Source organism: Bacillus sp. AFS015802, assembly GCF_002561455.1.
Lineage (GTDB): Bacteria > Bacillota > Bacilli > Bacillales > Bacillaceae_B > Rossellomorea.
Genome location: NZ_NTUP01000061.1, coordinates 1 through 22542 on the forward strand (window position 1 = coordinate 1; position 22542 = coordinate 22542).

22 protein-coding genes and 1 other annotated feature are annotated in these 22542 nt (G+C 46.5%); of the genes, 8 read left to right on the top strand and 14 right to left on the bottom strand.

The annotated features are described in order from the left end of the window. Positions 1 to 200: 200 nt before the first annotated feature. Positions 201 to 1130 carry a cysteine synthase A gene (cysK, locus tag CN378_RS15895; RefSeq protein ID WP_098353523.1) on the top strand — a complete coding sequence of 310 codons (930 nt, stop codon included), beginning with the start codon at positions 201 to 203 and terminating at the stop codon, positions 1128 to 1130. A gap of 43 nt (positions 1131 to 1173) precedes the next feature. On the opposite strand, the gene CN378_RS15900 is transcribed toward cysK, so the two are convergent. Genes CN378_RS15900 through pepV form a run of 3 tightly spaced genes read right to left on the bottom strand, consistent with a single transcriptional unit; the run spans position 1174 to position 3746 of the window. Further along, positions 1174 to 1449 carry a hypothetical protein gene (locus CN378_RS15900; protein ID WP_098353435.1) on the bottom strand — a complete coding sequence of 92 codons (276 nt, stop codon included), beginning with the start codon at positions 1447 to 1449 and terminating at the stop codon, positions 1174 to 1176. 18 nt (positions 1450 to 1467) lie between these two features. Then, positions 1468 to 2316 (bottom strand): D-amino-acid transaminase, encoded by an 849-nt coding sequence (gene dat, locus CN378_RS15905; protein ID WP_098353437.1) that lies wholly within the window; start codon positions 2314 to 2316, stop codon positions 1468 to 1470. A 23-nt stretch (positions 2317 to 2339) separates the two neighbouring features. Then, positions 2340 to 3746 carry a dipeptidase PepV gene (gene pepV, locus CN378_RS15910; protein ID WP_098353439.1) on the bottom strand — a complete coding sequence of 469 codons (1407 nt, stop codon included), beginning with the start codon at positions 3744 to 3746 and terminating at the stop codon, positions 2340 to 2342. A gap of 407 nt (positions 3747 to 4153) precedes the next feature. Here pepV and CN378_RS15915 point away from each other — a divergent pair, with 407 nt between their 5' ends. Further along, positions 4154 to 4375 (top strand): DeoR family transcriptional regulator, encoded by a 222-nt coding sequence (locus tag CN378_RS15915; RefSeq protein ID WP_044340309.1) that lies wholly within the window; start codon positions 4154 to 4156, stop codon positions 4373 to 4375. A gap of 103 nt (positions 4376 to 4478) precedes the next feature. Here CN378_RS15915 and CN378_RS15920 read toward each other — a convergent pair whose 3' ends face one another. After that, positions 4479 to 5198, bottom strand: coding sequence for a pseudouridine synthase (locus CN378_RS15920; protein ID WP_098353441.1), 720 nt, complete (start codon positions 5196 to 5198; stop codon positions 4479 to 4481). Between the two features lie 134 nt (positions 5199 to 5332). On the opposite strand from CN378_RS15920, the gene CN378_RS15925 reads away from it, so the two are divergent. After that, on the top strand, positions 5333 to 5563 hold the full coding sequence (locus tag CN378_RS15925) for a hypothetical protein (RefSeq protein WP_257141164.1): 231 nt from the start codon (positions 5333 to 5335) through the stop codon (positions 5561 to 5563). A 51-nt stretch (positions 5564 to 5614) separates the two neighbouring features. On the opposite strand, the gene CN378_RS15930 is transcribed toward CN378_RS15925, so the two are convergent. Next, positions 5615 to 7234, bottom strand: coding sequence for a putative polysaccharide biosynthesis protein (locus tag CN378_RS15930; RefSeq protein WP_098353443.1), 1620 nt, complete (start codon positions 7232 to 7234; stop codon positions 5615 to 5617). A gap of 197 nt (positions 7235 to 7431) precedes the next feature. On the opposite strand from CN378_RS15930, the gene CN378_RS15935 reads away from it, so the two are divergent. Beyond that, positions 7432 to 8694, top strand: a complete 1263-nt coding sequence (locus CN378_RS15935; RefSeq protein WP_098353445.1) for a BaiN/RdsA family NAD(P)/FAD-dependent oxidoreductase — start codon at positions 7432 to 7434, stop codon at positions 8692 to 8694. A 48-nt stretch (positions 8695 to 8742) separates the two neighbouring features. Here CN378_RS15935 and CN378_RS15940 read toward each other — a convergent pair whose 3' ends face one another. Then, positions 8743 to 8925, bottom strand: coding sequence for a sporulation protein Cse60 (locus tag CN378_RS15940; RefSeq protein ID WP_034765594.1), 183 nt, complete (start codon positions 8923 to 8925; stop codon positions 8743 to 8745). 318 nt (positions 8926 to 9243) lie between these two features. On the opposite strand from CN378_RS15940, the gene dacB reads away from it, so the two are divergent. Beyond that, positions 9244 to 10752, top strand: a complete 1509-nt coding sequence (gene dacB, locus CN378_RS15945; protein ID WP_098353446.1) for a D-alanyl-D-alanine carboxypeptidase/D-alanyl-D-alanine endopeptidase — start codon at positions 9244 to 9246, stop codon at positions 10750 to 10752. Between the two features lie 50 nt (positions 10753 to 10802). Here the strand turns inward: dacB and CN378_RS15950 are convergent, their stop codons facing one another. From CN378_RS15950 to CN378_RS15970, 5 genes are all read right to left on the bottom strand, one after another. Then, positions 10803 to 11117, bottom strand: coding sequence for a rhodanese-like domain-containing protein (locus CN378_RS15950; RefSeq protein WP_098353448.1), 315 nt, complete (start codon positions 11115 to 11117; stop codon positions 10803 to 10805). A gap of 172 nt (positions 11118 to 11289) precedes the next feature. Further along, positions 11290 to 13704 carry a leucine--tRNA ligase gene (gene leuS, locus CN378_RS15955; RefSeq protein ID WP_098353450.1) on the bottom strand — a complete coding sequence of 805 codons (2415 nt, stop codon included), beginning with the start codon at positions 13702 to 13704 and terminating at the stop codon, positions 11290 to 11292. A 72-nt stretch (positions 13705 to 13776) separates the two neighbouring features. Then, positions 13777 to 13999 (bottom strand) — a binding site (T-box leader). A 204-nt stretch (positions 14000 to 14203) separates the two neighbouring features. Further along, entirely contained in the window at positions 14204 to 14980 is a 777-nt protein-coding gene (locus CN378_RS15960) for a 3-hydroxybutyrate dehydrogenase (protein WP_098353451.1), read from the bottom strand. A gap of 15 nt (positions 14981 to 14995) precedes the next feature. After that, on the bottom strand, positions 14996 to 16318 hold the full coding sequence (locus CN378_RS15965) for a GntP family permease (RefSeq protein WP_098353453.1): 1323 nt from the start codon (positions 16316 to 16318) through the stop codon (positions 14996 to 14998). 275 nt (positions 16319 to 16593) lie between these two features. Continuing rightward, positions 16594 to 17952: a sigma-54 interaction domain-containing protein gene (locus CN378_RS15970; RefSeq protein ID WP_098353455.1), complete on the bottom strand. Its 1359-nt coding sequence runs from the start codon at positions 17950 to 17952 to the stop codon at positions 16594 to 16596. Positions 17953 to 18150: 198 nt separating this feature from the next. On the opposite strand from CN378_RS15970, the gene CN378_RS15975 reads away from it, so the two are divergent. Then, a complete protein-coding gene (locus tag CN378_RS15975) occupies positions 18151 to 18654 on the top strand; it encodes a cupin domain-containing protein (protein ID WP_098353456.1) in 504 nt (167 codons plus the stop codon). Between the two features lie 340 nt (positions 18655 to 18994). Here CN378_RS15975 and CN378_RS15980 read toward each other — a convergent pair whose 3' ends face one another. From CN378_RS15980 to CN378_RS15990, 3 genes are all read right to left on the bottom strand, one after another. Then, the gene (locus tag CN378_RS15980) at positions 18995 to 20182 is read right to left on the bottom strand and encodes an MDR family MFS transporter (protein ID WP_098353458.1); all 1188 of its coding nucleotides are present in this window, start codon (positions 20180 to 20182) and stop codon (positions 18995 to 18997) included. Positions 20183 to 20337: 155 nt separating this feature from the next. Then, positions 20338 to 20502, bottom strand: a complete 165-nt coding sequence (locus CN378_RS15985) for a glycogen biosynthesis protein GlgD (RefSeq protein WP_098353459.1) — start codon at positions 20500 to 20502, stop codon at positions 20338 to 20340. Beyond that, positions 20499 to 20792 (bottom strand): YtzC family protein, encoded by a 294-nt coding sequence (locus CN378_RS15990; protein ID WP_098353461.1) that lies wholly within the window; start codon positions 20790 to 20792, stop codon positions 20499 to 20501. Before CN378_RS15990 ends, CN378_RS15985 begins: the two co-directional genes overlap by 4 nt. Before the next feature lie 203 nt (positions 20793 to 20995). Here CN378_RS15990 and mnmL point away from each other — a divergent pair, with 203 nt between their 5' ends. Continuing rightward, a complete protein-coding gene (gene mnmL, locus CN378_RS15995) occupies positions 20996 to 21952 on the top strand; it encodes a tRNA modification radical SAM protein MnmL/YtqA (protein ID WP_483295093.1) in 957 nt (318 codons plus the stop codon). Then, positions 21949 to 22521, top strand: coding sequence for a tRNA 5-(aminomethyl)-2-thiouridylate-methyltransferase MnmM (mnmM, locus tag CN378_RS16000; protein ID WP_098353464.1), 573 nt, complete (start codon positions 21949 to 21951; stop codon positions 22519 to 22521). Before mnmL ends, mnmM begins: the two co-directional genes overlap by 4 nt. Positions 22522 to 22542: the final 21 nt, after the last annotated feature.

The following is a 22542-nucleotide window of genomic DNA, read 5'->3' on the forward strand; positions in this document are numbered from 1 at the left end:
CGGAAAGCGAGCACCTGGAGCGGAAATCAACCAGTCCTCGCTTTTCTTTTTATTATTACCTTCATTTTAGCAAAATGTGTCATGAGAGAGAATGACTAGAAGGAAATGCAATAAAAATGAAATACAAAGTTTATTTATTTGATAAGATTTATCTGAATTAGTACGATAGAAGGAGAATGATTTCTGAAAGGAAGTTGAACATGAAAGTGGTACAAAATATCGCAGATTTGATCGGGGACACCCCCCTTGTAAAATTAAACCGATTGAACCCCGCTGACGGAGCGGATGTGTATGTGAAATTAGAATTCTACAACCCGAGTAAAAGTGTGAAGGACAGAGCGGCTTATCAGATGATTTTAGAAGCGGAAAAGGAAGGCTTCTTAAAGGAAGGCTCCACCATCATCGAACCTACAAGTGGAAATACGGGTATCGGACTTGCCATGAATGCCGCGGCAAGGGGCTATCGCGCAATCCTCGTGATGCCTGATACGATGACACAGGAGCGTATCAACCTCCTCAAGGCGTATGGAGCAGAAGTGGTGTTGACACCTGGGGACGAGAAAATGCCTGGTGCCATTGAAAAAGCGAAAGAACTGACAGAGCAGATTCCAAACAGCTTCATGCCTATGCAGTTCGAAAACGATGCAAACCCGGATGCCCACCGAAAAACAACGGCGATCGAGATTGTGGAAGCCATGAAGGAAATCGGGAAACCGTTATCTGCATTCGTTGCAACGGCCGGTACCGGTGGAACGATCACGGGAACGGGAGAGGTGTTGAAAGAGCATTATCCGGAACTCGCCGTCCATGTTGTGGAGCCTGCGGGATCTCCTGTCCTCTCGGGTGGAAAACCGGGGAAGCATAAGCTGGTCGGTACAAGTCCGGGATTTGTTCCCGATATCCTGAACACGGATGTCTATGATGAAATCCATAAGATCGAAGACGAACAGGCTTACGATATCGCACGCAGAATGGCAAGCGAAGAAGGAATTCTGGTGGGACCTTCATCAGGTGCTGCTTGTTACGCAGCCATAGAAGTGGCAAAGAAATTGTCACCTGAAGATGTGGTGGTATGCATCGCCTGCGATACAGGGGAACGCTACCTGTCGAGTGATCTGTTCAGATTTTAACAATAAGAGGCTGCCCCTATAGACGGAGCAGCCTCTTTTATGTTCATTTGACCTTATGATAGTGTGCGATGAATTGTTCCGGAGAAGATTTCACGACGAACGTCCAGACCCCTTCGATCGTATGAAGATACAAAAACGTGTAGTAAGCGGACAGAGGCTTACTCGTCACGTCCATCACATCTTTGATGATGAAGCTTCTCGTAGGAGTGACGATCCGGTCATTGTACAAATACAGATGCTCCTCTGTCTCTACCGTGAATTGCTGGTTGTCTTCTATTCTTCGTTCGGTCTTCATGAATGGTTGTGAACAAATCAACATGTAATGCCTCCAACTTGTTTAACTCGCTTCATTCCCTTTTCTTTCACTGAATAATGCCTGAAGCCTTTTGGTGACGGTACCAGGTTTTCCATCCCCGATCACCTGTCCATCTATTTCGACGACCGGCATCACTTCCGAGGTGGTACTGGCAATGAACGCCTCATCCGCTTCCATCAGCTCAGAAACGGAAAATATTTTTTCCTGAAAAGAGATCTCATTTTTCCTGCATAGATCTTCAATGACTCTTCTCGTGATTCCATTCAGGATCAGGTTTGTCACGGGATGTGTGTAAATGACCCCATTTTTTATCATGAAGGCATTGGAAGAGGAGCCTTCCGTCACCGTATCGCCGCGATGCAAGATTGCTTCGAAGTGCCCCTCGGAAGCTGCCTCCTCTTTCGCCAAAAGGTTCCCAAGAAGATTCAGGCTCTTGATGTCACAGCGCAGCCACCTGATATCCTCGACAAGCTTGGCCGTGACCCCTTGCTCCATCTGATGAGTCGGGACCGGGTAATCCTTCGTATAGGCAACGACGCTTCCCCGGACGCCCTTTGCAGGAAAATGGTGCTGACGCGGGGAAACACCGCGCGTCACTTGTAAGTACACAATCCCGTCTTTGACCCCGTTGAGCTCGATCAATTCCATAAGCTTCGTCGTGAATTCCTCTTCTCCGTACGGAATGGAAAGCTTCATCTTCTCAGCACTTTGATACAGTCTTTCCATATGCTCTTTCATGGTGAACGTCTTTCCGTCGTATACCCGGATCACTTCATAAATGCCGTCCCCGAATTGGTATCCGCGATCCTCGATATCGATCTTGGCTTTATCGCGACCGACTAGTTCCCCATTCACAAATACTGTGTTCATCCTCTTCTCTCCCTTTGTCCCTCTTAAGATTCACATGCTAATTCATAAATCGCCTGGGCGTAAATGGCCGTCGCTTTAAGGAGATCCTCGATGTACATATATTCATCCTTCTGATGGGCAATATCTTCACGGCCCGGGAATAATGCCCCAAAGGCTACACCTGCTTCAAGACTTCTCGCGTATGTCCCTCCGCCGATGCTTAATAATTCTCCTCTTTCGCCTGTTTGATCTTCATATACTTTTTTCAGGGTCTGCACGAGCTCATCATCCTTGGAAACATGATGCGGCTTACTGTCTGAGAAATTCTCGATCGAATAGCCCTCGATGTTCTCAATGATGCTCTTTCCTTTTTCCATATCGAACGTAACAGGATAACGCATGTTCAGACCCAGTCGTCCGCCTTCAGCTTCCGTATAGCGGAGCTTCCCTACATTGATGGTCAGATCCCCCGTAATGTCGTCGGTGTAGCTGACACCGAGCTGGATCCCCCTCGAGTCCTTGAAGAAATGCTTCGCCGTGAACTCAAAGAACTGCTTTCCTTGAGAGGATAGCGGCAGCTTTGATAGGAATGCTGCTAGGTAAAGTCCGGCATTCTTTCCGTTATCAGGTTCCATTCCGTGTGAAGACACGCCTTCCACCTGGAATACAAGCTCTCCATTTTCAAGATAATAACTTCCCTTGACCCCTTCTTCTTTCGTGAAGATCTCAAAGTTCTGCACCCATTTGGTGTGATCTTCATCGACAAACAGAATCGCCTTGGCATAGTCGGGAACCATGTTGTAGCGGCGGCCTGACTCGAAGGAAAGGACTTTGATCCCCGGCTCGGCGTCCTCTTCGCGTTTCACCTGAACCAAATCATAATCCGCGATCCCCTTCTCCGCATGGATGATCGGGAAGTCGGCATCGGGAGCGAATCCCATCGTCGGCATTTCCTCGTTTTTGAAATAATGCTCCACGCATCTCCAGTCGCTTTCTTCATCCGTTCCGATGATCATGCGGATCCTCTTATTGAAGGTCGGATCCAGATCCTTGACGATTTTCATGGCATAATAAGCGGCCATGGTCGGGCCCTTGTCATCGATCGCTCCACGGGCATAGATCTTCCCGTCCTTGATCTCACCGCCATATGGGTCGACGCTCCATCCGTCCCCTTCAGGAACCACATCCACATGACACAGGATGCCGAGAAGGTCCTTCCCTTCACCGAATTCTAAATGCCCTGCAAGATGATCGACGTTCTTAGGAGTGAATCCGTCTTTTTCACCCAGCGTCAACAGGTAAGACAGAGCTTCCTTCACACCTTTTCCAAGTGGCGCTTCTTCTGTTGCACCCTCTTCATCCAGCACACTTTTAATCTGAAGGAACTTCTGCAAGTCCTGAAGCAAATCATCTTTCCGTTTCTCGACTTCATTTGTCCAATCGATACTCATAGACTTCCACCTGCTTTATATGTATTTTCTTCCCCTCCCATTTTATACTGTTTGACGGGGAAATCCAAACGGGGCGAATGACTTTTTGCTCCAGGAAACAAGTCGCGACTCTTTCTTGCCCGGCAGCCCAAAGAGCATGAATACAGAAAAAATACATATTTTTAGCATTTTCTTCATATTCTAGTAATACATCCATGAAGTTACTACGTTAATTGTTTGTAAATTTGGACAATATTCTAGAAATTTTGTCGGATTAGGGGTACAATGTAATTGTCTGACATCTTATGAGTAAACTTTATAAGTAGAAAAGGGGTTGTCTAAAGCGCATATTACATATGGTAGCACGTGAGGTGCACAAACGACGATCGCAGTCTTTGCCTTTGGAAAAATGATGAGGGAGTGGTTTTTTGAAACCTTCAACCAATCGTATGCTCACTAGAATCAAAGCTGTATACATGTACATCAAACAGAAGGGTACTGTAACAACTCAAGATCTTGTAGACGAATTTGGCATTACTCCTCGCACCATACAAAGAGATCTCAACGTGTTAGCCTATAATGACCTGGTACAAAGCCCGAGTCGGGGTCAGTGGACAACTACAGAGAAGAAAGTGAAGATGACTTCTTAAACAGACATTGGCGGCTACCGCCTAAACTTAAAAGAACTAATAACGGACTAAAATAACAAAGAAACGGGACAGCCCCTTTACCGAAGGGTGCTGCCCCGTTTTTTTATTCCGGCTTATATTCCTTGAGAAGGGTTACTTCCTCTTCCGTCAGTTCGCGGTACTCACCAAGCTCCAGGTCTTCGTCAAGCTCGAGGGGCCCCATTGTCAGGCGCTTCAGATAGACGACGCGCTTGCCGACACTTTCGAACATCCTTTTCACCTGATGGAATTTCCCCTCGGTAATCGTCAGCTCTATGTCTGAAGTCAGGCCTGATTTTAAGATCGTCAGTTCCCCCGGCTTCGTTTCGTAGCCATCATCCAATGTGACGCCGTTTCTGAACGCTTCCACATCCGCTTCCGTCACTTCTCCGTCAATCACGGCAAAATATGTTTTCGGCACATGGCGCTTCGGTGAGAGAAGCTGATGGGATAATTGGCCGTCATTCGTGATCAGAAGGAATCCCTCTGTATCCTTATCAAGTCTTCCAACGGGAAACGGATTGAAGATTTGATCTTCCAGCTGGAGTAAATCGATCACGGTTTCATCCTGGCCGTCTTCAGTTGCAGAAATGACACCTGGCGGCTTATTCATCAAAAGATAGATGTATTCACGATACTCCACCTGTTCACCGTACAGCATGACTGTATCCTTTTCCGTATCGATATGGACCTTTCCGTCCTTGATGACTTCCCCGTTTACTTGAAGCCCGCCATCCTTTAATAATTTCTTTACTTCCTTCCGGCTTCCATAGCCCATATTCGCTAGCATTTTATCTATTCTCATTTCATTCACTCTCCGTCAGTTTTCATTCTATTTCACTTTCATATCGTTACTGGGCTGTTACCCACTCATCTTTCTATTCTTAACATAGGCTACTATTGATAAGCAACTTTGATCAATACGAATGAGGTGAACCTATGTATCCTTATAGACAGCAAGGGTCGGGAGGAATTCTGTTCCCGATTCCACTTCCAGGCGCCGGACAGGGACAGTATCAGGGCTATCCAGGGCAAGGCTTTGGTGGTGGCGGTATAAACGATCGATTAGACAGGCTTGAACGGCAGTACGAACGGCTCGACCGCAAAGTGGACCGCTTAGAGAGAAAAGTAGAACGCCTTGAGAGACAGCTTGGCTATTCTAATCGGTAGTGCCTTCTCAATAAGAAAAAGGGATGAGCGGCATGCATCATCCCTTTTTCCCTACCCTATCCGCAGCTTACTGCGAATTCTCGTTATTTTATCACCGAACAGCCGGTCTGCTAGCTTACTTCTTAAACTCAGGTAGAAGTAGACGAGGGCTCCCACCCCACCGCAGATGGCTACAAGGACGATCGATTGGAATCCTGTTTCCGGGCTGAGGAATTTAACAAGGAAGTGATATAAAACCAATACGACCCCGGCCATGACGGCATTCAGCGCTCCGATAAACATCGTTCTTCTTAATATCAACTGGAATTGATATCTCGCATATTTTTTGATTATATAAAGATTGATCAGGATGGCCACTGCATATCCGATCGTTGTCGCAAGCACTGCCCCTTGGGTTTCCAGCAGGCGAATCAACGGGATGTTCAGGACCAGCTTCAGGAGCAGGCCGACAAGCAGGCTGAAAATCGTGAACTTCTGCTCATCAATCCCTTGAAGGATCGCTGCTGTGACCGCGAATAAAGCAAACAGGATCGCGACAGGTGCATAGGAACGTAAAATCGAGGTTCCGAGGGCATCACTGTGATAGAAGAGCGTATACATAGGCTCGGCTAACAGGGCAAGCCCCAGTGCTGCCGGCACCGTCAGAAACAACAGAATCTGAAACGTCTGGTCGATGTTCCGGCGCATCGTTTTCCGGTCACCGCTCGTGTACGACGTCGTAATCAGCGGAATGAGCGTCATGGAAAAGGCTGTTGCCAATGACACCGGGATGATCACGAGCTTATGCGTATAAAAGTTCAATACGGCAAACGCATGATCGGAAATTTTTGCGTTGCCGATATCCGCCATGGCGGTATTGAAGGTGATCTGATCCACCAGCTGGAACAATGGATTGGCAAGACCCACGAAGATGAATGGAATTGAATAGGCAATGATTTCTTTGTACATCGCTTTTAACGAAATCTCTTCGTTTCCGCGGTCCTCTTCAAGGAGCTCGTCCAAATGAGGCTTTCGCTTATACCAATACCAGATCAGGGCACCAAGACTCGCAAGCCCCCCTACAAACGCCGCGAATGTCGCAACGGAAATCGCCGTGGTCACGGTTCCATCGAGTATGTTCAATACAACATAAATCCCGCCAAGAAGGAAGACGATCCGGACAATCTGTTCGATCACCTGGGAAACCGCCGTCGGCCCCATGGACTGGTGCCCCTGGAAGAATCCCCGGATCAAACTCATGAACGGAATGATGATCAGTGCAAAACTGACGGCCCGGATGACCGTGGTCACCTGCGCCACGGAAATGACCTGCTCATCGCTTTTAATCGTCATTCCGGCAAAAATCGGTGCGAATGCATACATGATGAGGAATGATACGACCCCCGTCAGCGTCATCAGCACCAATCCGGATTTGAATAACTTCCGCCCTACGGCATATTCCCCGATGGCATTATATTTTGAAACGAATTTTGAAACGGCCAGTGGCACTCCCGCAGTCGCTACAGTCAGAAAGATCGTATAAGGCACATACCCATATTGATAAAGGGATGCCCCTTCTTCATGACCTTTTAACAAATCATCAAACGGTATAACATAAAAAAGACCCAAAAACTTTGAAATAAAGGTCCCTAACGTCAAGATAAACGTTCCTCTTATTAATTTAGACGACATAGTATCCCTCTCTATATATCTTGTTGCCCGTTAAACAAACAAAATAAAATCAACTCAGTAATTTACACACTATCAGTAGTTTACTACTGTACGATTCGAATGACAATTTTTTTCGAATGTTGTATTTAAAACCCATCCCATTTAAAATAAGGTGAAACTTCTTAATAAGAAGCGAATAGGTAAAGTTGGTGAAAATTATGGTAAAGAAATACGATGTCATCGTCATAGGCGGGGGACCGTCCGGCCTGATGGCCAGTATCGCAGCCGGGGAAAACGGCGCGAAAGTCCTCCTTGTCGATAAAGGAACCAAGCTTGGCAGAAAGCTCGCCATTTCAGGAGGCGGACGCTGCAACGTGACCAACCGGCTACCCGTTGAGGAAATCATCAAGCATATCCCGGGAAACGGACGTTTTTTATATAGCGCGTTTTCTGAGTTTAATAATGAAGATATCATCTCTTTCTTTGAGAAACTTGGTATTCAATTAAAAGAAGAAGATCACGGAAGGATGTTCCCGGTATCGAACCGGGCCATGGATGTGGTCGAAGCATTATTGACGCGCATGAAGGAATTGAAGGTCGACACCCGGACAAGCACAAGTGTCGAGGAAGTGCTGTATGAAAACGGCAAGACGGTCGGCATCCTCTTAAAAGACGGGACCACGATCGCAGCCAATGCTGTCGTGATCGCGGTCGGAGGAAAGTCCGTCCCTCATACGGGATCGACCGGGGACGGATATCCATGGGCGACGAAAGCCGGTCATACGATCACGGATCTGTTTCCTACGGAAGTTCCCCTTACGTCGGACGAGCCTTTTATCAAAAAGAAAGAGCTTCAGGGCCTTTCCCTGCGTAGCGTCGATTTAAGCGTATTGAATCCGAAAGGAAAAAAAATCATCACCCATAAAATGGACATGATTTTTACCCATCTCGGCATTTCCGGACCGGCCGTGCTCCGCTGCAGTCAATACGTGGTGAAGGCCATGAAAAAATGGAACCTGACACATGTCGCCATGCAGATCGACTCCATGCCCGATCAAAATGAAGAGCAGCTCTTCCAGTCCATCCATAAGCAGGTAAAGGAAGATGGAAAGAAAGCGGCGAAGAATATCTTCAAAGGTCTCGTCCCTGAGCGATATCTGCTGTTTTTACTGGATCGTGCAGAAATCGATCATGATGAAAAAGGGGATCACATCTCTTCAGAGAAGATCCGTCATTTCGCAAAGCTCTTAAAGCAATTCACCTTCAATGTGAACGGCACACTCTCCATTGATAAAGCCTTTGTAACAGGCGGAGGGGTGTCCATCAAAGAAATCGAGCCAAAAACGATGGCTTCGAAAAAAATGAACGGCCTCTTCTTCTGCGGGGAAGTGCTTGATATCCACGGATACACAGGTGGATACAATATTACCTCTGCCCTGGTCACCGGCCGTCTGGCAGGGTTGAATGCAGCAAAAGTTTGATGGTAAAAAAAGAAGGTTGATCCTCATATTCTGAGCGATCAACCTTTTTTATTTTCTATACACCACCATGGCCGAAAAACAGTAGATCTGGTCCTCCACTTCCTCCGACATCGCCGCTACGTGATATTTAATATCGACGATCTTTTTATCATCCATTTTACTGAGGAAATGGTTCATATCTTTCTCTAAATCTTTTTCATGCTCGTAGTCGAAGACCTTTACCTGGATCATGGAATCCCCTCCCGGATTGTTTTTGGTATCAGTATTGTCAGAAAAGTGAGTTTTCAAACAATTGGGTAGAAATATTTAAGTGGATCTTCCTTTCCGCTTGATAAAATATCCTTCTTTGCACTTCCACCAAAATATCCCCAAACTCCCTTCAATGCGACTTACAAGAGTCCCACTAAGAGAAAGGTTACATATTCTATCCGATTAAAGCATCGTATAATATGACAATATATTCATTTTTTGTATATATCCCTCAAACTTATTAAAATTTTCTAAATTTTCATTTATTATAAGTACATTACTTATTTAGGAGGGATATGAATGAAGCACTTACAATCAACCAGGAACCGTATGCTAGCCATTTTATTTCTTTTCACCCTAATCTTAACCCCCTTACACTCCACCGAGAATCCTTCAACAGCAAACGCATCAATGGAATATGGAGATCTAGAGGACAGGATTCACAATATACTGGCAGATGAACGCTTGGATGGAGCCATCGGTTCGGTCAGTGTGCGCAATGCTGAAAGTGGTGAAATCATTATTGACCGCTTAGGAGATATACGTCTGAAAACTGCCTCTAATATGAAGCTTCTTACTGCAGCCGCTGCCCTTCATACACTCGGGCCCGATTATACATTTAAAACAGAAATACTAACCGATGGAAAGATTGTCGGCAATGTCTTGAAAGGAAACCTATATCTAAAAGGAAAAGGCGACCCTACACTTTTAAAAGAGGATTTTGATAAAATGGCCGCATTCATTAAGTCCAATCATATCGAAACAATCCAAGGGAATATCATTGCAGATGACAGTTGGTATAACTCGGTTAGGCTCTCTGAAGATATGATCTGGAGTGATGAATCGTATTACTACGGTGCTCAAATCTCAGCTCTTACAGCTTCACCAGATACGGATTATGATGCTGGTACCGTCATCGTTGAAACTTCCCCTGCACAAGCCGGACAGCCGGCAGACATTAAACTTTCTCCTGAGACAGACTATCCGACCATCATTAACAAAACGAAAACCATCGAAAGCGGAACACGATCGATCAGCGTAACTCGAGAACATGGGTCCAACAATATTGTGGTAGAAGGTTCTATACCGGTCGATAGTTCAACTGCACGGTCTTGGGTGACGCTTTGGGAACCTACTGGTTATGCACTGGACTTATTCAAGAAATCACTTGTACAAGCAGGAGTCCATGTCAAACAACAACAGGGTGATTACGGAGAAACCCCAGCAGATGCTGAAGTCCTGTTTACAAGAGAATCCATGCCACTCTCTGAATTATTGATTCCCTTCATGAAGCTGAGTAACAATACGATTGCTGAAACGTTAGTGAAAGAAATGGGACAGGTGGTTCACCATGATGGTAGTTGGGAAAAAGGGCTTGAAGTGCTTGAAGACTACGTTTCAATAAGGGGATTAAATACAGATACCATGCGAATTCGAGATGGCTCTGGTATATCGCATGTAACGAACATCCCCGCAAATGAATTGTCCATGTTACTCTATTCGGTTCAACAAGAAGAATGGTATCCGACTTATCTGAACGCTCTTCCAGTTGCAGGTGCAAGTAACAGGCTGGAGGGAGGAACCTTGAGAAACCGTATGAAAGGTACCCTTGCTGAAGGGAATGTAAAAGCCAAGACGGGAACGATTACAGGAGCTACCTCTCTTTCCGGCTATGTAACGACTAAAGACGGAAAGGATCTTGTATTTTCCATCATCTTAAATAACTTTATGGCTAGTAATCTAAGGGATATTGAAGATAAAATTGCTGTTGCACTGGCTGAATATGATACGGGTAAAGAACATGATTAAAATAAGTTAAATGAAAAAACACGTTNNAACGTGTTTTTTCATTTAACCCATTATTTCTTCTCAGCTGTATCCCCGGCCCAGTTCATCATGCCGCCTTCCATGTTCACCACTTTATACCCTTGCTCCTGCATGTAGTGAGCGACATTTCCGCTGCGGTTGCCTGAACGGCAGATAAAGATGTATTCTTTATCCTTATCAAACTGATCCAGTGACTCAGGGATTTCCCCCATCTTGATATGCTTCGCTCCCGGGATCATCCCTTCTGCCACTTCTTCATCTTCACGAACATCCACCAAAAGCAGATCTTCACCGTTCTTCAACTTCTGCTCCAGCTCATCCGTCGTAATCGTTTTAATACTATCCATTCTTCACAACTTCCTTTCCACATTCAATCATTATTCAACACGATTATACCAAAGCCTGTCCCCCAAACAAAAATATCAGACTCAAAGAGAGGGACGGACCTCATCGAAATGCTGATTTAAAGCGATTTACGCTTAAAAACAGGCCGATTTCGAGGTCCGTCCCTCACCATTATCAGTTGGCTACGATGTTGACTAGTTTGCCTGGTACGGCGATGACTTTGCGGATGGTTTTGCCTTCGATTTGTGTTTTGATTTCATCGTTTTCCATCGCTGTTTTTTCCAGGTCATCTTTGGTCATGTCACGTGGGATCATGACTTTGGCTTTTACTTTACCGTTTACTTGAAGGACGATTTCGACTTCGTTGTCCACAAGCTTCGACTCATCGAATGTCGGCCATGCTTCGTAGGAAATCGTTCCTTCGTGACCAAGCTTGCTCCAAAGTTCCTCTGTCATATGAGGTGCGATTGGTGACAGAAGCTTGATGAATCCTTCTACGTATTCCTTCGGAAGGGTTTCCGCTTTGTAGGCATCATTGATGAATACCATAAGCTGGGAAATCCCTGTATTGAAACGAAGACCTTCATAATCCTCCGTCACTTTCTTAACGGTTTGGTTATACGTTTTATCAAGGTCACTGTTCGGTGCATCCTTCACTTTAGAGGAAAGTGTGCCATCCTCCTCGACAAGCAGGCGCCATACACGGTCAAGGAAGCGGCGAGCTCCGTCAAGTCCGTTTGTGCTCCATGCAATGGACGCTTCCAGTGGTCCCATGAACATTTCATATAGGCGAAGGGTATCGGCTCCGTGAGATTCCACAACCTCATCAGGATTTACGACATTTCCTTTTGATTTACTCATTTTTTCATTGTTTTCCCCTAGGATCATTCCTTGGTTGAATAGTTTTTGGAACGGCTCCTTCGTTGGCACTACACCGATATCATATAGGAACTTGTGCCAGAAACGTGCATACAGCAAGTGAAGGACCGCATGCTCGGCTCCTCCGATATACGTATCGACCGGCAGCCACTCCTGCATTTTCTTCGCATCGGCAAGGGCATCTTCGTTATGTGGATCGATATAACGGATGTAGTACCAGCAGCTTCCCGCCCATTGCGGCATCGTGTTTGTTTCACGACGGCCTTTTTTGCCTGTTTCAGGGTCCTCGACGTTCACCCATTCACTGATGTTCGCAAGTGGAGACTCGCCTGTTCCGGAGGGTTTGATTTCCGTCGTCTTCGGAAGTACAAGGGGAAGCTCACTCTCTGGAACCGTCGTTGTCGTACCGTCTTCCCAATGGATGACAGGAATCGGCTCGCCCCAATAACGTTGACGGCTGAATAGCCAGTCACGAAGGCGATATGTCACTTTCTTCGTTCCGATGTTCTTCTCCTCTAACCAGGAAATAGCTTTGGCAATTGCTTCTTCCTTACCAAGCCCATCAAGGAAACCGGAATTCACATGATCTCCGTCACCTGTATAAGCTTCTTCCTCCACGTTTCCGCCAGAGACGACTTCCACGATTGGAAGATCGAATTCTTTCGCAAACTCATAATCCCGTTCGTCATGGGCAGGAACGGCCATGATCGCACCGGACCCGTAGCTCATCAGAACATAGTCGGCGATCCAAATCGGCATTTTCTCACCGTTTGCAGGATTGATGGCATACGCTCCTGTGAATACACCCGTTTTTTCTTTCGCAAGATCTGTCCGTTCAAGATCGCTTTTCGACTTGATCTTATCAATGTACTCATTAACTTTCGAGCGTTGTTCGTCCGTTGTGATTTCCGCTACAAACGGATGCTCAGGAGCAAGAACCGCATATGTCGCACCAAAGATCGTATCCGGACGGGTCGTGAAGACATCGAATGATTTGTCATGACCATCGATGGTAAAATTCACTTCTGCTCCTTCAGAACGGCCGATCCAGTTACGCTGCATGTCTTTGATGCTCTCCGGCCAGTCAACCTCTTCAAGGTCTTCAACAAGACGATCGGCATAAGCCGTGATCTTCAGCATCCACTGCTTCATCGGACGGCGCTCTACTGGATGCCCCCCGCGTTCGCTCTTCCCGTCGATGACTTCTTCATTGGCAAGGACTGTGCCAAGGGCCGGACACCAGTTAACGGCAACTTCATCCACATAGGCCAATCCTTTTTCATATAGCTTCGTGAAGATCCATTGAGTCCACTTGTAGTAGCCCGGGTCCGTCGTATTGACTTCACGGTCCCAATCGTACGAAAAGCCCAGTGATTTGATTTGACGGCGGAACGTATCGATATTTTTTTGTGTGAATTCTGCCGGGTCATTTCCTGTGTCAAGAGCATATTGCTCAGCCGGTAAACCGAACGCATCCCAGCCCATCGGATGAAGGACGTTGTATCCTTGCATACGTTTCATGCGGGAAAGGATGTCCGTTGCCGTAAACCCTTCCGGATGTCCTACATGAAGACCTGCACCTGAAGGATACGGGAACATATCCAGCGCGTAGAAATTGGATTTCCCTTCGTCTTCCGTCGCCTTGAACGTTTTATTTTCTTCCCAATACTGCTGCCATTTCGTCTCAACACTTCTATGATTAAAACTCATATTGAGATCCTCCTTTGATTGTCATATGCCTTTATTTTAAAAACAAAAAAACCCTCATCCCAAATAATAAATATTTGGGACGAGAGTTTGTATGTACATTCTCCCGCGGTACCACCCACATTAGTGTACGCGCACTCAGCTTCATTCATCCTTAACGCGGAAAACGGCAAGTCTTACTAATGGTTCACACTTGCAACTCAGCAGGCGAGTTCATGATGCTTCTGGTTGACTTTCACCACCCGTCAACTCTCTACGACAGAAACCTCTCATTACTACTCCCGATCAACGTTTCAATATAGATAAACATTATATGTATTCACTATTTTAGTGAAAAATATACAGAAGCGCAAGCCTATTGTTGGTTACACGGTAAGAATTTTTTCACCTTCAGCTTTCTTTACTTTTTTTACCATACTGATTCAACCCAGTCCCCTCCGACACCACACCCACATAATAAAAAAGAAACGACCTCCTAAAAGGCCGTCTCTCCTCCACCAAACTACTGAACCGTATAGCCTCCGTCCAATACGACTGCCTGCCCGGTAATTCCTTTTGCTGCGTCGCTGCAGAGGAACATGGTGTAGTCTGCAATTTCTTTTACATCGAGTAGTCTCTTCTGCGGTACGAGAGGATAGATGACTTCTTCAATCACCCGCTCAAAAGGGACGTTACGCGTCGTCGCAAGATCCGCCAGTTGATTGCGGACCAGGGGTGTATCGACGTATCCCGGACAAACGGCATTCACGGTGATTCCGTGCTCCGCCGTTTCCAGTGCCGCCACTTTTGTCAGGCCGATGACCCCGTGTTTGGCCGAATTATAGGCAGCTTTTCCGGAGAAACCGACAAGTCCGTTGATGGACGCCATGTTGATGATCCGTCCCGATCCCTGCTTCTTCATATGAGGAAGAGCGTGCTTGATGGCGACAAATGGCGCGGTGAGCATGACTTTCAGTAAAAGCTCGAATTTTTCAGTCGGAAATTCTTCAAGATGGGATACATGCTGAAGTCCGGCATTGTTGATCAGGACATCCAGCTTCCCGTAGTGATTCACCGTTTTGGTGATGGCTTCCTTTAATTCGGATTCCGATGTCACATCACAGCGTAATCCGAGAACCTCATATCCTCCTGCTTTCAGGGCCTCTGAAGCTTCCCGGACGGCTCCTTCCTGCAGATCCGTCAAGACCACTTTGGCTCCTCCAGCTGCAAATTCCTTGCCGAGCTGGTAGCCGATCCCCTGTGCTGCCCCTGTTATGAATACCACTTTATTTTCAACCATGATGCTACTCCTTTCTTAGATCCCGACTCCCAGTGTGAATAATACAATCGCCAGTGCCAATCCGATAAGAGGTACGATGACCGTCAATGCCCCTACAGCACCGTATGCTTCCCCGTGTGACTCATTACAGATCGAGCGGATCGTCGTCACGACGTATCCGTTATGAGGCAGGGAATCCAGTGCTCCGGAAGAAATCGCCACGACCCGGTGAAGGGCTTCGGGATTCACGCCCATATCCATATAGTGCGGCGCAAGGATCGGCAGGGCAATCGCCTGACCACCCGATGCGGAACCGGTCATACCTGCGATGACACTGACGGCGATGGCTCCTCCGATCAATGGTGAGCCTGGAATATTCGTCATGACATCAACCGCTGTGCTGAAGGCAGGAACGGCTTTGGCCACGCCTCCGAATCCGACTACGGCCGCCGTGTTCCCGATGGCGATCAATGCTCCGACCGTCCCCTCGGAAACAGCTCCCCAGAAGCCTTTGAAGTATTTGCGATTGAGCACGTAGGCAGAAATCACGCCACCGAGCAAGGCAATGATCAAAGCGGATTGCTTTAATGAATCGTGGAATGAGAAGGCCAGGATGAGTACAACCAGTAGTGGGATCAATCCCATTAACGGGTTAGGCAGCGGTCTGCCTTCATCAATGACCGGATCTTCTTCACGGGCATGGAACTTTTCACCTTTTTTCACGGCTTTGGTGATCATGCGCTTTAACCACCAGTAACCGAACACCGCCATGAACACGGCAACAATCAAGCTGACTTCCCAGCCTGCATAAGGTGTCGTACCTAAATATTCAATCGGGATCCAGTTTTGGATCTCCGGTGAACCTGCAGAGGTCATGGTGAATGTGACCGAGCCGAATGCCAAGGCCGCCGGTATGAAACGGCGCGGAAGATCCGCTTGTTTAAACAAACTGACCGCCATAGGGTAAACCGAGAATGCGACTACGAAGAGACTGACTCCCCCGTATGTCAATACCGCACAGGCAAGCACAATGGCAAACACAGCATATTTCATCCCCAATTTTTCTACTACAAAACGGGAGACACTGTCTGCTGCCCCGCTGTCCTCCATAACTTTTCCAAAAACGGCTCCGAGTAAGAACATCAGATACCAGGCAGCGACAAAGCTTGTGAATCCTGACATATAGTTCGAGACGAGATCTGCTTCCCCTTCACCCGCCAATTGCGGGAATAGTGGCATCCCGCTTAATAACGCCACGAATAATGCCGATATGGGACCGACGATCAGGATATTCATGCCCCTCATCGTTAAAAAAATCAATAAAATGAGTCCTCCAATAAGACCGATCATGCTTAACATGATATTTCCCCCTTTGTTCTCTCCAAATGATGACGCTTACATTTTTCTTGAACACGCTCCCCTTTCCAAAAAATATGTTCACTTGTACTACATGCAATAATTGTGCCAACTTTCTGATTACTGGGAAATGAGGAGACACAGACACTGTCCTGTTTGCTGATTCCAGAATTCCGGACAGACAAGTGATTCAGACACAATTTAGTCAATATTTCTCTATGAAATAAAACAGTCCGGAAATACGGACTGTTTTCCATATTTCCGGACTGTTAGTTCATTTATAAAAGCTCATACTTATGTAATTTTTCATACAAACTGGATTTGCTTATCCCCAAGGACTCCGCTACCTTCCGTTTATCCTGTTGTGCCTGCAGACTTTGGGATAAAACGGATTTCTCTGTTTCTTCGAGAATTTCTTTTAATGTTTTTGTGCCAACATCATACACATTCCCGGTTTTCATATAAGAAGGAAGGGATAATAGTGAAATGTTACTTCCGTTTGAAAGATAGGTCGAGGCGTTGATGACATTTTCCAACTCCCGGAGATTCCCCGGCCAGCTGTAGGCAAGAAGTGTCTGGATCACCTCATGATCAAAGCCTTGAATTCGTTTCCCTGATGATTTCGTGGATTTTTCCAGGAAGAAGGCTGCCAGGGTTTCAATATCTTCCTTCCGCTCACGGAGGGGAGGGATCTGAAAAGGGACGACATTGATGCGGTAATACAAATCACTTCGAAACCGCTTTTCTTCCATCATCTTTTCAAGGGGGCGATTCGTGGCGGCGATGATTCTGACGTCCACATGTTGGATGCGTGTGGATCCGACAGCCTCGACTTCCCCTTCCTGCAGCACCCTGAGTAGCTTCGCCTGCATATTGAGGGGCATATCCCCGATTTCATCAAGGAACAGTGTCCCTTTGTGGGCAAGCTGGAATTTCCCTTTCTTCCCACCCTTTTTCGCCCCTGTGAACGCCCCTTCTTCATAACCGAAGAGCTCTGATTCCAGGAGCTGCTCCGGGATCGCTGCACAGTTCACTTTGATGAACGGCTGCCCGCTTCTTTCACTCAGCTGGTGGATGCTGTGGGCGAACAGCTCTTTTCCCGTTCCGCTTTCGCCTCTGATCAGGACCTGAATATCACTGGGGGCGATCATTTGCGCCTTGTCTTTCAATTCCTTCATGCCCGGGGAATCCCCGATGATATCATTCAGGGAATATTTCACCCCGGTGTTGATATCCTGTATGTAACTTTGAATCTTCGACATCATATTCTTCACATGGGAGCTCATTTGCATCCATTCGCTCGTATCCCGGAAAATGACGGAACCGAATGCGCCGATCACCTTCCCGTCCACTAGAATAGGGATCCGGTTGGCGATCATATAATTCCCTTTAATGTACTGAAGATCTGCCATTTCTTCTTTTCCGCTGGCAGCGACAATATGCATTCGCGTGTTTTCAATCACGCTTGTCACATGTGAACCGATCGCTTTCTCCCGCTCCACCTCAAGAAAACGACAGTAATTATCATTTATATAGATGATGATCCCCTCGTCATCGACGACGACTAACCATTCGAAAGCGTTCTCAAGAATGATTTCGATCATGTCTACGGATACCTCTTTTAATAAACTGCTCATTTCCCACTGCCTCCCCGGTTTTGAACGAGTTCTTTCTCTCTATAGTAGCACAACCATTTCTCTCTATAGTAGCACAACCATCCGACCCCATTGTGTAAACAATTCAGATTTCCCAATAATTTCAATTACCAGTCTCAAATCGGTTTAGCACTTATAGGATTAGGGAATCTTCTTAACAATGAATGGAGGAATGAAAGGATGAAAATCGCAGAACTGAAAATATTTTATTTCGAAGACGATGGAATCATCCCGAATAATCCGGACCTGCCCGTTCTCATTTACCGGAATGCACTCGACCAGGCACATGAAGCCGAGGAGTTATTCAATCAGAATCATTGGTTGAACAGCTGGACAAACGGCATTTACGATTATCACCATTACCATAGCAACGCTCATGAAGTATTGGGCGTCATGGAAGGTGAGGCAACGGTTCAATTAGGCGGGGAAATGGGCGAAGAAGTGACCGTCCATCAAGGTGATGTGATGATCCTGCCAGCCGGGACAGGACATAAGAAACTGAATGCAAGCCCCGACTTTAAAGTCGCCGGTGCCTATCCGAACGGAGACGACTATAATTTGAAAAGAGGATCATTGCGGGAACGCCCGAGTGTGTTGATTGAAATTAAAAACGTGCCCCCACCCTCATCGGACCCCGTCTTTGGCGACAGTGGTCCACTGATCAAATACTGGCTCAAGAAATGATTTAGAAAACGTTCTGCATCCAATTGATTTCAATTTTTTTTCATTCCTATTTCTCTATAGTAATGCTTCTTAGAAACGGCTATCACTACTTATAAAAAACCGATATAATCTGAAGTCTTAGATCATATTTGTAAAATAGTCTTGTTTTCTTTAAAGTCCTATGCTATTCTATTATAGCGATGAGCTGAATTGTGTAAGTCGGGGATCACGTCCTTGTGACAACAAACGATGTGGCGTTTGCTGATCATCCGCCTCAATTTTTTGCAAGTGGGCTTCCGTAGGAAACGGGAGCCCTTTTTATATGGAGAAAACCCCCTATGATTCCTCATTGGGGGTTTCTTTATTGTTGGACCGATACAGCCACAGTGCTTTTCTTTTTCAGCGGACGGTCGTATTGACTTGTGATCAATAATGAAATGATGAAGAAGGCGATCAGCGTTATGAACAGCACCTGCATGCTGAACATATCCACGAGCACTCCTCCGACAAACGGTCCGATCATTCTTCCTCCCGTTGCCGTACTGTTGACGATCCCTTGATAAAATCCTTCTCTGCCTTTAGGAGCAAGCGAGTTGGCTATTGTCGGAACCGCCGGCCAAATGAGCATTTCACCAAGCGTCAGAATGATCATGGCAATGGCAAACCACTGAAATTGATCAGCAATCGACGCGACACCGAATGAAATCATGAAAATGACGGTACCGATCATGATTTGCAGCTTTAAATTGTTTTCAAAACGCTTGATCGCTTTGGATAACAGCGGTTGGGCAAGTACGATCAATGCCCCGTTTATCGTCCATAACAAGCTATATTGCTTTAGAGATATATTGATTTCCTGTGTATAGGTCGCAATGGTGGACTGCCATTGAACATATCCCATCCAGCATAACAGGTAGGCGACACAGATGAAGAGCAGCGCCTTCAGCTTTGATTTATCCTTGATCACCTTCGATTCATTCAAAACGGATGTTTGATGGACGGCGACGGAAATGTTCCGATAACCAAAGAAGGCAATGAAGAAAAAAACGATATACATACTCAGATTCGCTAAAAATATATAGTTAAAGGAGAATGAGGCTACGAAACCGCCTAATGCGGCCCCTGCGGCCACTCCGATGTTTTGAGCGACATAGACCGAATTGAAGGCTTTCCGTCCACCTTCCGGCCACACTGAACCTGCCAGGGCATACATGGAAGGAAATACGATACCAGAGCCGAATCCGACAATGGTCAGGAAGACGACATAGTATGAAAATCCATGCCATATATTCATTCCGATCAGTGCGGATAGCGTAATCGAAATGCCTGACAGGATCGAACGGTACCCTCCGAAACGATCGAACAGTGTCCCTCCGATCAGATTTCCGACGACACTCGCCCCTGCGTTCAACATCAGCACAATTCCCGCTACAGAGAGCGACTTTCCTAAATTTTCATGAAGGTAAATGGTATTAAGCGGCCATAAAAAAGAGGCCCCCGTCACATTCACCATCATTCCAATGACAAGTAACCATAATGATTTGGGCATCATTCTGCCCCCTTTCCACCCTTTTATTTCGAGTCCCAAAAGGATTTTACTCCTTTTTGGGGAAGGGGGCAAGAATTATTTCTTGAAATGGATGTCCTTTTTTACACAAGAAAAAAACCAGGTACCCCATGTTAAGAGTACCTGGCACTATCCGGTCATTTTCCGTTATGGTGATCGGATTTAACGGGCTGTCCCTGTTTTTCGTAGCGCTTTTTGGCTTCTTTGACAGGGTTGTTCTCAGCACCGAATTCCGTATCCAGTTTCCGGAAATCACTGCGGGTCTTTTGTTCAGGGTTGTTTTGATCAGAACGTGTACTCAATGTAATTTACCTCCTACTACATTCGGATCATGATCCAGCAAAATCATTTCATTTTGCAGATTCTGAAGTTGAAGCCTCATGCGGTGCAGTTGTTCCCGCTGTTGAGAGTTCGCACTGTTCGCCATGTGCGCGACGTCGTTGACGGCTTCTTCGAGCTGCTGCATGGCCTGTGTATACTCCACATCATGGTAATGCTCCTGCTGTGACCCTGATTTATATTGTTCTTGAGCGTAACGAATGGCATCTTCGCACTTTTGAATGCATTCATCCATCGAATTTCTTGTTGCCATTTCGACTACCTCCTTGACGGTTGGAATAAAGAAGAGGAAGGTCCCATCCTTACCTCCCCTCCATCTTAGTTTGAGCGCAAGCCACCCGTTTCAGAAGTGGTAATCTTCGCCTATTTCTCTTTGCAGGATACATTTGTCGCCCTGTTCATGATAAAATCACTTTGAACCTCATACATACTGAAACCATTTAGGGGGTGTTTGTCATCGGGACAAACCCATTTCCATATGCCACAGATTCAAAGCGATATCATACATGGAACTATCATTTACGAAACCATTTTGGACATAAAGTGTTTAAGGTTGCTCTAGACGGCGGCTTTGACTGCCCGAACCGGGATGGCACGGTCGCTCACGGAGGATGCACCTTTTGCAGTGCCGCCGGTTCAGGCGACTTCGCCGGAAGCAGGGTGGATCCTTTAGAAAAGCAATTCAATGACATCAAAGAAAGAATGCACAAGAAATGGAAAGACGGTAAATACATGGCGTACTTCCAGGCATTCACAAACACTCATGCACCCGTTGAAGTGCTTAGGGAAAAATACGAGTCTGTCCTTAAACAAGAGGGCGTCGTGGGCATTTCCATTGCCACACGCCCTGACTGTCTTCCTGATGATGTCGTCGAATACCTGGCCGAATTGAATGAAAGAACCTATTTATGGGTTGAGCTCGGACTTCAGACCGTTCACGAAAAAACCGCTGGATTGATCAATCGTGCTCACGATTACCAGTGCTATATGGAAGGTGTCCAAAAATTGCGCAAACACGGGATCAGGGTATGTTCCCATATTATTAACGGACTGCCCCAGGAAAATGAGGAAATGATGATGGAAACGGCGCGTGAAGTCGCGAAACTTGACGTTCAGGGAATCAAGATCCATCTCCTGCACTTACTGAAAGGCACCCCGATGGTCAAGCAATACGAAAAAGGACTGCTCGACTTCATGGACTTCGATCACTACGTGAAATTGGTCTGTGATCAGCTGGAAGTCCTCCCACCGGAGATGATCGTTCACCGCATTACGGGGGACGGACCTATCGATTTGATGATCGGACCGATGTGGAGTGTGAATAAATGGGGCGTACTGAACGCCATTGACGATGAACTGAAACGCCGGGACAGCTGGCAGGGGAAATTTTATAAAGTGGATGTGAAAGCATGAAATTAGATCGAATACTACCTTTTGCGAGGCAGCTGTTAGAAAGAGCTGTCAAACCGGGAGATATCACTATAGACGCAACGCTTGGGAATGGCCATGATACCCTGTTTCTTGCCCGCTTGGTTGGAGAGAATGGACGTGTATATGGTTTTGACATTCAGGAAGAAGCCATCCATAACACCAGGGAACAGCTCAGCACACATGATCTGGCCGATCGGGTGACCCTTTTTCACCAGGGACACGAGACCGTCATGAATGTCATCCCACCGCTGCACCACGGAAAAGTGACAGGGGCCGTCTTTAATCTTGGATACTTACCGGGCGGTGACAAGGAAATCGTCACCCGTCCAAAAACGACGATACTCGCGTTAAATCAAATTCTCGAAATGATGGCTCCTGAAGGGATCCTTGTTCTGGTGATTTACCACGGACATCCTGAAGGCGCGGTGGAACGGGATTACATCCTTCGCTACGTAGAACGACTGGATCAAAATTACGTTCATGTCCTGAGATATCAATTCATCAACCAGCTCAATAACCCGCCGTTTATTGTGGCGCTTGAGAAAAGATAAAGATAGGGACGGACCTCCGCG